This window comes from Clavibacter nebraskensis NCPPB 2581 (assembly GCF_000355695.1).
GTDB classification, from domain to species: domain Bacteria; phylum Actinomycetota; class Actinomycetes; order Actinomycetales; family Microbacteriaceae; genus Clavibacter; species Clavibacter nebraskensis.
On record NC_020891.1, the window covers coordinates 2090469 to 2104399 of the forward strand.

The 13931-nt window shown below is 73.2% G+C and carries 13 protein-coding genes; all 13 read right to left on the reverse strand.

Annotation, left to right across the window (positions count from 1 at the left end; translation table 11 throughout):
* Positions 1-42 precede the first annotated feature (42 nt).
* Entirely contained in the window at positions 43-921 is an 879-nt protein-coding gene (gene dapF / locus CMN_RS09825; RefSeq protein ID WP_015490658.1) for a diaminopimelate epimerase, read from the reverse strand.
* A gap of 9 nt (positions 922-930) precedes the next feature.
* Positions 931-1854, reverse strand: a complete 924-nt coding sequence (gene miaA, locus CMN_RS09830) for a tRNA (adenosine(37)-N6)-dimethylallyltransferase MiaA (protein WP_015490659.1) — start codon at positions 1852-1854, stop codon at positions 931-933.
* A complete protein-coding gene (gene miaB, locus CMN_RS09835) occupies positions 1851-3431 on the reverse strand; it encodes a tRNA (N6-isopentenyl adenosine(37)-C2)-methylthiotransferase MiaB (RefSeq protein WP_015490660.1) in 1581 nt (526 codons plus the stop codon). The genes miaA and miaB overlap by 4 nt, the downstream gene beginning before the upstream one ends.
* Before the next feature lie 50 nt (positions 3432-3481).
* On the reverse strand, positions 3482-4531 hold the full coding sequence (locus CMN_RS15325) for a regulatory protein RecX (protein ID WP_227077672.1): 1050 nt from the start codon (positions 4529-4531) through the stop codon (positions 3482-3484).
* Between the two features lie 120 nt (positions 4532-4651).
* A complete protein-coding gene (recA, locus tag CMN_RS09845) occupies positions 4652-5740 on the reverse strand; it encodes a recombinase RecA (RefSeq protein WP_015490662.1) in 1089 nt (362 codons plus the stop codon).
* Between the two features lie 265 nt (positions 5741-6005).
* Complete coding sequence (locus CMN_RS09850) at positions 6006-6230, reverse strand: DUF3046 domain-containing protein (RefSeq protein WP_041465520.1); 225 nt, start codon at positions 6228-6230, stop codon at positions 6006-6008.
* Between the two features lie 85 nt (positions 6231-6315).
* A complete protein-coding gene (locus CMN_RS09855) occupies positions 6316-6624 on the reverse strand; it encodes a helix-turn-helix domain-containing protein (RefSeq protein WP_012298599.1) in 309 nt (102 codons plus the stop codon).
* A 139-nt stretch (positions 6625-6763) separates the two neighbouring features.
* Positions 6764-7285 (reverse strand): CinA family protein, encoded by a 522-nt coding sequence (locus CMN_RS09860; protein ID WP_015490664.1) that lies wholly within the window; start codon positions 7283-7285, stop codon positions 6764-6766.
* Entirely contained in the window at positions 7282-7911 is a 630-nt protein-coding gene (pgsA, locus tag CMN_RS09865; protein ID WP_015490665.1) for a CDP-diacylglycerol--glycerol-3-phosphate 3-phosphatidyltransferase, read from the reverse strand. The genes CMN_RS09860 and pgsA overlap by 4 nt, the downstream gene beginning before the upstream one ends.
* A gap of 2 nt (positions 7912-7913) precedes the next feature.
* Positions 7914-10763, reverse strand: coding sequence for an FtsK/SpoIIIE family DNA translocase (locus tag CMN_RS09870; protein ID WP_041465276.1), 2850 nt, complete (start codon positions 10761-10763; stop codon positions 7914-7916).
* A 77-nt stretch (positions 10764-10840) separates the two neighbouring features.
* Complete coding sequence (locus tag CMN_RS09875; RefSeq protein WP_015490667.1) at positions 10841-12073, reverse strand: ABC transporter permease; 1233 nt, start codon at positions 12071-12073, stop codon at positions 10841-10843.
* Positions 12070-12777 (reverse strand): ABC transporter ATP-binding protein, encoded by a 708-nt coding sequence (locus CMN_RS09880; RefSeq protein WP_015490668.1) that lies wholly within the window; start codon positions 12775-12777, stop codon positions 12070-12072. The genes CMN_RS09875 and CMN_RS09880 overlap by 4 nt, the downstream gene beginning before the upstream one ends.
* The gene (locus CMN_RS09885) at positions 12774-13802 is read right to left on the reverse strand and encodes a permuted SH3 domain-containing protein (protein ID WP_015490669.1); all 1029 of its coding nucleotides are present in this window, start codon (positions 13800-13802) and stop codon (positions 12774-12776) included. Before CMN_RS09885 ends, CMN_RS09880 begins: the two co-directional genes overlap by 4 nt.
* Between the last annotated feature and the right edge of the window lie 129 nt (positions 13803-13931).

Here is a 13931-nt window from a genome sequence, read left to right on the forward strand (position 1 = left end):
CCCGACGCCGCTCCCCCTGCGTCCGCGGGCGGGGCGGCAGGATCAGGCCAGCGCCACGACCCCGTCGAACACCAGCTCCGCGGGGCCCGAGAGGCCGACGTGCTCGCCGTCCTCCGTCGGGAACATCCGCACCCCGAGCACCCCGCCCGGCAGCTGCACGCGCCACTGGTGCGGTGCGGCGGCGCCGGCCCAGTGCCGCGTCGCGAGGGCGGCCGCCGCGGCGCCCGTACCGCAGCTCAGCGTCTCGCCGCTGCCACGCTCGTGGACGCGCATCGTGATGTGGCCCACCCCGTCCACGACGAGCGGATCGGCGGGCACCACGAGCTCGACGTTGGCGCCGTCGGCGGGCTCGGGATCCAGCTGCGGCACGAACGCGAGGTCGGCCTCCGCGAGCTCGTCCTCGCTCGACAGCGCGACCACCACGTGCGGGTTGCCCACATCGATGCCGAGGCCCGGACGCGCGACCTGGAGGTCCTTGGCGCGCACGAGCGGCTCGCCGCCCGCGAGGGACCACCGGCCGAGGTCGACCTGGAACCCGGATCCGCTGCGCTGCACGTCCCGTACGCCGGCCCGCGTGCCGATGGGGACCGTGCGGCCCGGGGGCAGCTCGATGAGCCCGTTCTCGATGAGGAAGAGCGTGAAGACTCGGATGCCGTTGCCGCACATCTCGGCCGGGCTGCCGTCCACGTTGCGGTAGTCCATGAACCACTCGGCGGCCGGGTCCTCGTCGAGGGCCGCGCGACCCTCGGGGATCCGGCTGGAGAGCACCGCGCGGATCGTGCCGTCGGCGCCGATGCCGAAGTGGCGGTCGCAGAGCGCCTGCACCTGCGTGTCCGTCAGGTCGATCTCGCCCGCGGGATCCGCGAACAGCACGAAGTCGTTGCCCGTGCCCTGGCCCTTGGTGAACTGCAGGTCTGCCATCCCGCCAGCCTACGGGCGCGCCGCCGGGAGGGCGTCGAGCGCGTGCGCGAGGAGCCGCTCGTCGCGCGCGTCCAGCCGCACGGCGTCGGCGTAGCGGCCGAACCAGGACACCTGACGGCGCGCGAAGCGGCGCGTGAGCGCGCGCGTCGCCTCGATCGCCTCGTCCTCGGTGAGCTCCCCCGCGAGCTGCCTGGCCGCCTGCGCGTAGCCGATGGCCCGGGAGGCGGTGACGCCGTCGGCGAGCCCGGCCGACAGCAGTCCGGCGACCTCGTCCACCAGGCCGTCCTCCCACATGCCGGACACGCGGGCGTCGAGCCGCGGCACGAGCTCCTCGCGCGGCAGCGTGAGCGCCAGGATCCGCGCCGGATGCCACGGGCGCGGCTGGGCGGATGCGCGCTCCGGTTGCGGTCCCGTCATCTCCACGACCTCGAGCGCCCGCACGAGCCGACGCCCGTTGTGCGCGCCGATCCGCTGGGCCGCCGCCGGGTCGAGCTCGCGGAGGCGCCGGTGCAGCATGCCCGGCCCGGTCGCCTCGAGCTCCTGCTCGAGGCGCTGCCGGATCTCGGGATCGGTCCCCGGGAAGTCGTAGTCGAAGAGCACCGACGAGACGTAGAGGCCGGATCCGCCGACGAGGATCGGGACGGCCTCGCGCTCGAGGATGCCGCCGATCGCCCCGCGCGCCTCCTCCTGGTAGGCGGCGACGGTGGCCTCCGCAGTCACGTCGAGGACGTCGAGCATGTGGTGCGGCACGCCCCGCCGCTCAGCCTCGGGCAGCTTGGCCGTGCCGATGTCCATCCCCCGGTAGAGCTGCATGGCGTCGGCGTTGACGATCTCCGCCGCTCGGCCCTCGGCCCCCAGCCGTTCCGCGATGTCGAGGGACAGGGCGGACTTCCCGGTGCCGGTGGCGCCGACGATCGCGACGATCGGGGTCACGCGCGGTGTCGCGGGTGCGCCGACCCGTCGCCCGCGGCGGTGGGCACACGGAGCGAGGGCAGCCCGAGCGAGACGCGCGGCGCACCAGCGGCGCTCGACCGCGCGCCCGCCGCTGGCGTCGGCACGCCGCAGGAGTCGGCCTGTGCCCGCTCCCACGCGTCGCCGGCGCGGGTGCGGCGGATGCGCAGCGGAGCCCGGTCGACCGAGGCGGCGATGAGGTGGAACGGCGCCGCGCGGGTGATCTCGACCTCGACGGCGTCGCCGGGCCGCGGCTCGCCGCTCCCCTCCGGGACGTCGAGGTGGACGAGGCGGCCGTCCTGCGCCCGGCCCGTGACCCGGCGCGTGTCGCCGTCCTTCCGACCCTCGTGCGCGCTCACGAGGACCTCGACCGTGCGGCCGACCACGCGCTGGTTCTCCTCATGGCTGATGCGCTCGTGCAGCGCGGTGAGACGCCCGTACCGCTCCTTCACGACGTCGGCGGGGACCTGCTCCTCCATCGTCGCGGCGGGGGTGCCCGGGCGGATGGAGTACTGGAACGTGAACGCGGAGGAGAAACGGGCCGCCTCGACGACGCGGAGGGTCTCCTGGAAGTCCTCCTCCGCCTCGCCCGGGAAGCCGACGATGATGTCGGTCGTGATCGCCGCATCGGGGATGCGGGTTCGCACCCGGTCGAGGATCCCCAGGAAGCGCTCGGAGCGGTACGAGCGGCGCATGGCCTTGAGGATGCGGTCGGATCCCGACTGCAGCGGCATGTGCAGCTGCGGCATCACGGCCGGTGTCTCCGCCATCGCGTCGATCACGTCGTCGGTGAAGGCGGCCGGGTGGGGGCTCGTGAAGCGGATGCGCTCCAGCCCCTCGATGGCGCCCGCGGCCCGCAGCAGCTTGCCGAACGCCTGCCGGTCGCCGAACTCGACGCCGTAGGAGTTGACGTTCTGGCCGAGCAGCGTGACCTCGACCGCACCGTCGTCGACGAGGGCCTGGATCTCGGCGAGGATGTCGCCCGGCCGCCGGTCCTTCTCCTTGCCGCGCAGCGCGGGGACGATGCAGAACGTGCAGGTGTTGTTGCACCCCACCGAGATGGAGACCCAGCCGCTCGCGATCTTGTCGCGCTTCGTAGGAAGCGTGGACGGGAACGTCTCGAGGCTCTCCAGGATCTCCAGCTGCGCCTCGCCGTTGTGCCGCGCGCGCTCGAGCAGCGCCGGCAGGGAGCCCATGTTGTGGGTGCCGAAGACGACGTCGACCCACGGCGCCTTCTCGAGCACGGTCGCCCGGTCCTTCTGCGCGAGGCACCCGCCGACGGCGATCTGCATACCCTCGTGCCGGCGCTTGACCCCGGCGAGGTGGCCGAGGTTGCCGTAGAGCTTGTTGTCCGCGTTCTCGCGGACGGCGCAGGTGTTGATGACGACGATGTCCGCCTCGGCGCCCTCAGCCGACACGTAGCCGGCCGCCTCGAGCGACCCCGTGAGCCGCTCCGAGTCGTGGACGTTCATCTGGCAGCCGTAGGTGCGGACCTCGTACGTCCTGGGCCGGTCGGCTTCGGGCGGGGCGACGCGGACGTGCTCGGCGACGGTGCTCATGATGTCTCGATCCTACGTGCGTGGACGCCCCGAGCTGCCCGGCGGCCGGGTCAGCGGAAGCGGACGCGGGACGAGCCGCGGCGGGTGGCGAGCGCCGCCTTCGCCGCGTCGCGTACGACGCCGCCCCCGTAGCCGCGCCGCATGAGGAACGACGCGAGCCGGCGCTCGGCCGTCTCGTCGTCGTAGGACGAGAGCTGCCCGACGCGCTTCATCGCGACCTCGGTCGCGCGCGCGAGCTCGTCGTCCGGCTGCTCGGCCATGGCCTCCTCGATGACGAGGGGGTCGAGCTTGCGACGGCGCATCTCCATCTCGACCGAGCGCCGCCCGAGGCCCTTGCGGTCGAGGTGCGTGTGCAGGATCTGCTCCGCCAGCGCCGCCTCGTCGATGTACTGCAGGGAGACGTAGCGGGCGAGCGTCTCCTCGGCGATGTCCGGGTCGATCTCCGCCCCGTCGAGCACCTCGCGCGCCTCCGCGAGCGAGAGCCCGCGACCCCGCAGCCGGTTGGCGAGGACGTTGTCCGCACGACGCCGCTGGCGCTCGGGCGTCCGCTCGGCGGCGCGCTCCTCCTCGGCCTCCGCCTCGCGGCGCTCGTCCGCGACGCGGTCCTCCTCGAGCCGGATCATGTCCTGCCGGTACGCCTCGTCCTGCTCCGCCTTGGCGCGCGCCCGCTCGGCCCGCTCCTGCTCGGCGCGCCACGCGGCCGGGGTCGGGTCGTCCGCGGTGTCGTCCTCCGCCGGCGGCGTCTCCGGGGACACGGCGACCGGGTCGCTGGAGGTTCGAGCCGCCTGGGCCTCGGCCTCCGCGAGGACACGACGCGCCTCCGCGATGCGCTCCTGCGCGGCGAGGGCTCGACCCGCCTCCGACTCGTCGACCGCCGCGCCGATCGTGACGATGCCATCGACCTCCGTGACCGAGCCGCCTCGCGCGGGATGCGTCGGCTCGACCCGCGGCGCGGACGGTTCCTCGACGGACGCCGGCGTCTCGACGAGCGGACGGGCCGCCGCACGACGCGAACGCCGGTCGGCGAGGGAGGCGACGGGCGCGATCTCGTCGGGCCCGGGGCCCGTGCCCTGCTCGCCCTCGGAGGGGAATCTGACCATGGTGCTTCCGTCCTCAGGAGGCCCGAGCGCGCATCACGCGGAACGTGACGCCACGGTCGGGCCGGTGTCGTGCGGGGGCGGGGCGCGTCGTGGGACGCACCCCGCCGAGGGAGCGCCGGGTCAGGCGCTCTTGCGAGCCGACGCCTTGGGCGCCACGGCCGCGACCGGAGCCGGAGCCGCGTCGGCCGCAGGGGCCGCGTCGGCGTTCGGGTCCTTGACCAGGCCGAGCTTGACCTTGATCTTCTGCTCGATCTCGGCGGCGATCTCCGGGTTGTTCAGGAGGTGCTTGCGCGAGTTCTCCTTGCCCTGGCCGAGCTGGTCGCCGTCGTAGGTGTACCAGGCACCGGACTTGCGGACGATCTCGTGCTCGACGCCGAAGTCGATGAGGCTGCCTTCGCGGGAGATGCCCGTGCCGTAGAGGATGTCGAACTCCGCCTGCTTGAAGGGCGGCGCCATCTTGTTCTTGACGACCTTGACGCGGGTGCGGTTGCCCACCGCGTCGGTGCCGTCCTTCAGCGTCTCGATGCGGCGGATGTCGAGGCGGACCGACGCGTAGAACTTCAGCGCCTTGCCACCGGCGGTGGTCTCCGGGCTGCCGAAGAACACGCCGATCTTCTCGCGGAGCTGGTTGATGAAGATCATGGTGGTCTGCGTCTGGTTGAGGCCACCGGTGAGCTTGCGCAGCGCCTGCGACATGAGGCGAGCCTGGAGGCCCACGTGGGAGTCGCCCATCTCGCCCTCGATCTCGGCGCGCGGCACGAGCGCCGCGACGGAGTCGATGACGACGAGGTCGATGGATCCCGAGCGCACGAGCATATCGGCGATCTCGAGCGCCTGCTCACCCGTGTCGGGCTGGGAGACGAGGAGCGCGTCGATGTCGACGCCGAGCTTCTTCGCGTACTCCGGGTCGAGCGCGTGCTCCGCGTCGATGAACGCCGCGATGCCGCCGGCGCGCTGCGCGTTGGCGATGGCGTGCAGCGTCAGCGTGGTCTTTCCCGAGGACTCCGGGCCGTAGATCTCGACGATGCGGCCACGCGGGAGCCCGCCGATGCCGAGGGCCACGTCCAGCGCGACGGATCCGGTGGGGATGACGGCGACGGGCGCGCGCTCATCGCTGCCCAGTCGCATGACCGAGCCCTTGCCGAACTGCCGGTCGATCTGTGCGAGCGCGGTCTCGAGGGACTTCTCGCGGTCTGCCGATGATGCCATGGGGTGCTCCTCATGTCGAAGGTGGGTTGCCTGCAGGCTGTCGCTCCGCTCCCGCTGGCCGCGGGGTCCGGTGCCGACAAGGCGACGGGTGATCTCCGCGAGGTGCACGTTATGCGGCGCCGCCGACATCGCTGCCGGAGGGGCCTGACCTGTGCAGTCCGCGCTTCGAATCGCTCCTGTGGGGAGCCTACGCGCGTTCGAAGGGATATTCGAACGGCGCGCCGCGTGTCGTCGACGTATCCGGAGCGAGTCGGACGGGAGGCCTCTAGATGCGCGGCTCGGGCACCCCGGCACCGTTCCAGCGCGCGCGCGGCACGTCCTGGGCGCGGCAGAGGGCGAGCCAGACCTCGCGGGCGGGCGTCCCGTCCTTCAGCGCCTGCGCGCACGTGCGCCCGCCGAGCTCTCCGAGCACGAGGTCCGCGACGAGGACCGGCCCGTATCCGGAGCCGAACTCGTCCGAGACGGCCCGCTGGAACTCGCTCAGTCGCATGCCGACCACGCTACCCGCTGCCGCCGGGACGACGACGCCCCGCCCGTCGCGAGGACGGGCGGGGCGGGAGGTCGTGAGGAGAGGATCAGCGCGCGACGAGGTCGCTGTCGAAGCCGGCGACGAGGTCGTCCGGGATGGTGTCGGGGATGGGGTTGAGCCCCTCGATGACGGCGAGGCGGTCCCCGACCTCGCGCATGATGACGGAGATGGGGGTGTCGAGCGCGTCGGCGACGGACGCGAGGATCTCGCTCGACGCCTCCTTCTGGCCCCGCTCGACCTCGCTGAGGTAGCCGAGCGCGACGCTCGCCTTGCTGGCGACCTGGCGGAGCGTGCGCCCCTTCTGCAGACGGAAGTCCCGTAGGACGTCGCCGATCTCCTGACGGACTAGAACCACGGGAGCCTCCTCGTTGCGCCTGGTGCCTGGTCGAACCGGAGGTCCGGGGCTGATGGGTGAGCATCTGGCCGAGGACTCAGGCTAAGCAGGGGCACTGGGCGTTGATTGTGAACGTGATTACGACAACGCGGGAGCCGCATCAGATGTTCCCGGCGGGATCCAGCGCCTCGACGAGGGCCACGAGGGCCTCGTGCACGACGCCCGCGCGGACCGCCTGGCGGCCCCCGTCGAGGTGCAGCGCGATGGCGCGCGAGTCGCCGTCGATGGACAGGCCGACGAAGGCCGTACCCGGCTGCTGCCCGTCCTGGGGATCCGGCCCCGCGGCTCCCGTCGTGGAGACGCCGACGTCGGCGGGGCGTCCGTCGATGGCGCACGCCTGGCGCACGCCGCGGGCCATCTGCCGGGCCACGTCGGGATGGACCGCGCCGTGGACGGCGAGGATCGAGGACTCGACGCCGAGGATCGTGCGCTTGAGGGCCGTGTCGTAGGAGACGATGCCGCCGAGGAGCGCGCGCGAGGCGCCGGGGACGCCGACCAGGGCGGCGGTGAGCAGGCCTCCTGTGAGCGACTCGGCGACGGCGATGCGCCGACCGCTCGCCACGAGGGCGGCGATCACGCGCTCGGCGAGCCGCTCGTCGGTGGCCTCGTCGGCCGCGCTCACGACACGCGCTCCGCTCGCAGCGCCTGACGCATGTAGTCGAGGCCGGAGAGCACGGTGAGGACGAACGCGATCGACATGAGCACGGTGTTCACGACGTGCATGCCGTCGCCGACCACGTCCCACAGCGGGAGCAGCGCGACGCTGATCGCGACGGCCTGCGCGACGGTCTTCAGCTTGCCTCCGCGGGACGCCGCGACGACGCGATCGCGGAGCACGGCGAAGCGGTACGCCGTGATCCCGAGCTCGCGCACCAGGATCACGATCGTCACCCACCAGGGCAGCTCGCCGAGCACCGAGAGCATGACGAGCGCGGCGCCCGTGAGCACCTTGTCGGCGATGGGGTCGAGGAGCTTGCCGAGGTCCGTGACGAGGTTGCGGCTGCGGGCGATGTGCCCGTCGACGCCGTCGGTCGCGATCGCGATGATGAAGAGCGCCGCGGCCGCGTAGCGGAGCGCACCGTCGGCGCCGTCGTCCGCTGCGAGGAGGACGACGAAGACGGGGGCCAGCAGGATCCGCACGACCGTGAGGACGTTGGCGACGTTCCAGGGGCTCGCCGGGGAGTCGCCCGCGCGCCAGAGGCGCGGTGCTCCGGTGTCGGTCGCGCCCGATGCGCTCCGCTCCGCCACGGTCAGTCCCTCCCCGTCAGGCCCCAGGCGTCGTCGTCGCCCTCGGCCTCCACCTGCTCGTACGCGTCCAGGTCCTTGTGCAGCGGATCCGACGGGTAGCGGTTCCCGTCGTCCGCGTCGTCGGCGGGCGGCGCGACCGGAGCAGCCGGTGCGGCGGGGGCCGGTGGGGCCGCGGGCGTCTCCCCGCGCAGCGTCGCGAGGACGCCCGGGAGCTGCTCGGCCGAGACGAGCACGTCGCGCGCCTTGGATCCCTCGGACGGGCCGACGATCTCGCGCGCCTCGAGGAGGTCCATGAGCCGGCCGGCCTTGGCGAAGCCGACGCGGAGCTTCCGCTGCAGCATCGACGTGGACCCGAACTGCGTGCTGACGACCAGCTCGGCCGCCGCGAGCAGCACCTCGAGGTCGTCGCCGATGTCCGCGTCGATCTCCTTCTTCTCGGCGGCGACCGCGACGTCCTGCCGGTACTCGGGCCGCGCCTGGCGCGTCACGTGCTCGACGACCTTGGCGATCTCCGCCTCCTGCACCCACGCGCCCTGCACGCGGACGGCCTTGTTGGCGCCCATGGGGAGGAAGAGGCCGTCGCCCTGGCCGATGAGCTTGTCGGCGCCGGGCTGGTCGAGGATCACGCGGGAGTCGGTCATGCTCGACACCGCGAACGCGAGCCGGGACGGGACGTTGGCCTTGATGAGGCCCGTGACGACATCGACGGACGGGCGTTGCGTCGCGAGCACGAGGTGGATGCCGGCGGCGCGCGCGAGCTGCGTGATGCGGACGATGGAGTCCTCGACGTCCCGCGGCGCGACCATCATGAGGTCGGCGAGCTCGTCCACCACCACGAGGAGGTAGGGGTACGGGCGGAGGGTCCGCTCGCTGCCCTCGGGGAGCACGATGGACCCGCTCGTGACGGCCTTGTTGAAGTCGTCGATGTGGCGGAAGCCGAAGCTGGCGAGGTCGTCGTACCTCATGTCCATCTCCTTCACCACCCACTGCAGCGCCTCGGCCGCCTTCTTCGGGTTGGTGATGATGGGCGTGATGAGGTGCGGGACGCCCGCGTAGATGGTGAGCTCCACGCGCTTCGGGTCGATGAGCACCATGCGGACGTCGCTCGGCTTCGCGCGCATGAGGAGCGACGTGATCATGGAGTTGACGAAGCTCGACTTGCCGGAGCCCGTAGATCCCGCGACCAGGAGGTGGGGCATCTTCGCGAGGTTGGCGATGACGTAGCCGCCCTCGACGTCCTTGCCGACGCCGATGGTCATCGGGTGCGCGCTGTTCGTCGCGGCGGACGAGCGGAGCACGTCGCCGAGCGAGACGATCTCGCGGTCGGTGTTCGGGATCTCCACGCCGATGGCGCTGCGGCCCGGGATGGGCGAGAGGATGCGGACCTCGTTGGAGGCGACCGCGTAGCTGATGTTCTTCGCGAGCGCCGTGACGCGCTCGACCTTGACGCCGGGCGCGAGCTCGAGCTCGTAGCGGGTGACCGTCGGTCCGCGGGAGAAGCCCGTGACCGTGGCGTCGACCTGGAAGTTGGTGAGCACCTCGGTGAGCGCGCGCACCACCTCGTCGTTGACCGACGAGCGCGACTTCGCGGGCGTGCCGGGCGAGAGCGTGCTCGCGGCGGGGAGGCGGTAGGGCGCCTGCGGGGCGTCGGAGTCCCCCGACACGATCGGGGCGTCGGAGCCGTCGTCCTCGAAGCCGGGGAGCACCGCGGGCTCGTCGTCGTCGCGTATTCCGGTGGGGTGCACGGGCACGGAGGGCAGGACGGCGGTCGCCGTCGCGTCGACGGGCGGGTCGAGGTCGATGCGGCGGGTCGCGGCGTCGTCGCCCGCGAAGGCGCCGGGCTCGGGGCGGGAGGCGTCGGGATCCACCGTGCGGTCGATGACGGTCGTGGGCGCCTCGGCGGCGGTGCGACCGGCCGTGTCGTCGCGGTCGTCGGATCCGGCGTGCGGCGCGAGCACCGGGCTGTCGAACGCCGGCGCGTCCTCGCGCTGGCTGCGGTTGCGGCGCCACCACGGGAGGCTGTCGGTGTCGACCGGGCCGTCCTCGTCGAGGCCCTCGAGCTCGACCTGCTCCGTCGCCTGGGCCTTGCGGGCCGCGCGGTCGGCGGCGCGCTGCTCCTCGTCCACGGGCGGGGCGCCGAAGAGGTAGGAGTAGAGCTCGCGCAGCCGCATGCCGACGCGGTTCGGCGGCGTGCGCGTGATGATGAAGAGGGAGAGCAGGAGCAGGATCCCGGCCACGACGCCCGCGCCGATCGGGGTGATGAGCAGCGACAGCGGCGCCGCGAGCACCCAGCCGAGGACGCCGCCGGCGCGGGCCAGGGCGAGCATGCCGTCGCGCGGATCCGGCGCGCCGTTGAAGATGTGGCAGAGCGCCGCGATCGAGACGAGGAAGAGCGAGACGCCCACGCCGATGCGCCCGTTGTCGCTCACCGAGGACGGGTGGCGGAAGAGCCAGAGGGCGAGGAGCACCATCACGATAGGCAGCGCGAACGCCACCCGGCCGAAGAGGCCGCCGAACGTGTACGCGTCGAAGGCCATGGCCACGTCGTTGAGCGGGTTGAACCACTCGACGACCACACCGGCGATCGCGAGGACCACGAGGAGGAACGGGATGCCGTCGCGGCGCTCCTCCTTCGCGAGCTTCTCCGGCCCGAGGGCGCGGAAGAGGGCGCCGGTGGCGTGGGCGAGGCCCATCCACGCGGCGACGAGCGGGCCGCGCCACGCCGACTGCACGGGGTAGGCGACGGTCTGCTGCTTCGTCTCGGCGGCACGCCCCTTGCGCGGGGGCGTGGCGCGCGGCGCGCCCGAGGAGGTCTTCCCGGCGCGGCTGGTCGACCTGGTGCTCGTAGCCATGCGACCCACGTTATCCCGCGCCGCCGTCGCCGACGGCGCGCCGGGCCGGGCCGGGCGCTCCCCGCCCGGCCGCGACATCAGTACCGGATCGCGTCGATGACCGACACGCGCACCGCGACGAGGGCCGGCAGCAGGCCCGCGATCGCGCCCACGGCGAGCGAGGCGCCGAGCCCGAGGAGCGCCGCCGAGAGCGGGAACGGCGGGAAGTCGGTGACGCCCGAGGCGACGAACGAGAGGATCCACGGGTTCTTCACGATCGCGACCGCCGCCATCACGCCGACCACGCCCGCGGCGACCGTGGCCACGATGCTCTCCATCATCACGGCGAAGAACACCCGGCCCGCGCTCGCGCCGAAGCTGCGCCGCACGCCGATCTCGCGGATCCGCTGCTTCACCGTCACGAGCGAGATGTTCACGAGGCCGAGCGCGCCGAGCAGGAGCACGAGGCTCGCCACTCCCCCGACGAGGATCTTCACCGACAGGAGCGGGTCGTAGTCGTACGTCCCCCAGTCGCTGCGGCCGACGCTCACCTCCAGGCCCTCGGGCGCGGTCGCCGCCACCTGCGAGGTGATGGCCGCGGTGAGCGCGTCGGCCTCCGACTCGGGCACCCAGAACTCGGACTGCGGCGCCATGGCGTCGAGCGCGTCGTCGGACATCAGGCGCTCGGCGTCGGACGCCTGCAGGTAGACGGTCGGCGGCTCCTCCGCGTACAGCGCGGGCACGGTGCCCACGACGACACCCACGAGGTCCGACCGCTCGCCGTGCAGCACGGCGGAGGGGTGCGCGGCGATCTCGGGCGACCCGAGCTCCGCGAGGAACGCGGGGTTGACCACGAGCGCGGGCGCGAGGCGGTCGGCGTCCCGCTCGTCGAACCAGCGGCCGTCCGTCACGTCGACGCGGCGCATCTCGCCGTAGTCCCGGTCGACCACGACGGCCTGCACCTGCGCCTGCCCGCGCGCGAAGTCGACCGGCACCGTCGCGGAGCCGATGATCGTCGACCAGGTGATGCCGTACCGGTCGGCGACGTCCGCGAGGAGGGTGCGCTGCTCGGCGTAGGACAGGCCGTCGCCGGTCGCGGAGTACGCGGACACCGACAGCGCGGCGGGTCGGCCCGATTGGCGCTCCATCTGCTCGGTCTGCGACTGCTGCACGACCGCGCCGAGGCCGACGACCGAGGTGATCGCCGCGACCGCGACCGCGACGCCGATGAGCGACAGCATCACGCGCGTGCGGTGGATCCGGAGCTCGACCCATGCCTCCACGACCGCGCCCACGAGACCGGTCGCCGTGCCCGACAGCCAGTCGCTCATGCGAGCAGCTCCCGGGTGAGGGCCTCGGCGGGCGCGAGCACGCCCATCTCCAGCCGGTGGTGCCGGTCCGCGCGGGCCGCGACGGTCGGGTCGTGCGTGATGGTGACGAGCGCCGCACCGGACGCGTGCGCGACCTCGGCGAGCAGGCTCATCACCGTCGCGCCCGTCTCGATGTCGAGCGCGCCCGTGGGCTCGTCCGCCAGGATCAGCCGCGGCGAGCGCACGAGCGCCCGGGCGATCGCGACGCGCTGCTGCTCCCCTCCGGACATCGTCTCCGGCATGGCGTCGATGCGGTGGCCGAGGCCGACGCGCTCGAGCATGTCCGCCGCGATCGACGCACGCCGCCAGAACGAGCGACCCGTCGAGTAGAGCAGCGGGGTCATCACGTTCTCGCGGGCCGTCCGGCCCTGCAGCAGGTTGAACTGCTGGAAGATGAAGCCGATGTCGCCGCCGCGGGCGCGGTCGCGCCGGGATCCCGAGACGCGCGCCATGGGCACGTCGTCGAGGAACACCTCGCCTGTCGTCGGGGTGTCGAGCAGGCCGACGATGTTCAGCAGCGTCGACTTCCCGGATCCGGAGCGGCCCACGATCGAGACGTGGTCGCCCACGGACACGTCGAGGTCGACGCCGTGCAGGATCGTCAGCGGCTCGTCGTCCGGACGCGGGACAGTCCGGGTCACCTGCTCGAGGCGGATCAGGCTCATCCGCCGTACCCGCCCTGCACCATCATCGCCTCGTCCTCGGGGACGGGCGCACCGGGCACGAACTCCAGCACCATGTCGCCCTCCGCGAGGCCCGAGGTGATCTGCACGACCTCGCCGTCGCTGATGCCCAGGCCGACCGCGCGCTCCTCGGGCTCGCCGCCGTCCGACGCGAGCCACACGTTGCCCGTGTCGGCGAGGCCCTCGACCGCCGTCGTCGGGAGCGTCAGCACGTCGGGCGCCTCGCCCGCGGGGATCGTGATCTCGGCCGCGAGACCCGGGAAGACGCGCGTCCCGGCCGGCACGGCGCAGGAGACGGTCGCGCCGGTGGAGGCCGACTCGGTGGATCCGGTGCCGCCCGCGCCGGCCGCGTCGCCCGTCGAGCCGGCACCGTCGGCGCCGCCCGCCGCCTGCTGGCCGATGCGCAGGTCCCCGCAGTCGAACGGCGCGGGCCCCGAGGTGATGGCGACCTTCGCGGCCGTCGGCTGCGTGACGAGCCGGTACTGCTCCTCCGCGGTGAGCGGCGCCGTCGCGCGGAAGGTGGGCGGCGCGATCCGGCCGACCGCGTCGCCCACGGCGACCTCCTGGCCGACGAGCACGCCGAGCTGCGCGAGCGAACCCGCGGCGGATGCGGTGACCGTCTCGGTGACGACCTTGGGCTTCGGCTGCGTGACCGTGCCATCCGCCGCGACCACCGGATCCACGGGCGTCTCCTGGAAGATGACGAGGATCGGGTCGCCGGCCGCCAGCGTGGCGCCCTGCCCCGCGACGATCTTCGAGACCTTCCCCTGCAGCGTCGCCTTCACGGTCACGTCGGGATCCGGCTGGATGCTGCCCTTCACCGTCACGTCGTTGACCACGGTCGCGATGGACGCCGGCACCTGCGACTCCACGACCGAGCCCGTCGGCACCTCGGAGGCCTCCTCGGTCGTCGTCCCGAAGAACGCCATGCGCACGAGGGCCACCGCGATCGCGGCGAGCACGACCAGCCTCGTGATCGGGAGGATCCATCTCCGCCAGACGCCCACAGCCGCTCCTTCCCCGGCGGTCCCCAGCGGCCCGTCCGGTCGCCTCCGACGCTAGGGGCGGCGGCGCGCGCGGCGCTTCGTCCACGGGGATGACATGCGCACCCCCGTCAGGGGGCCGCGCGGACGCGC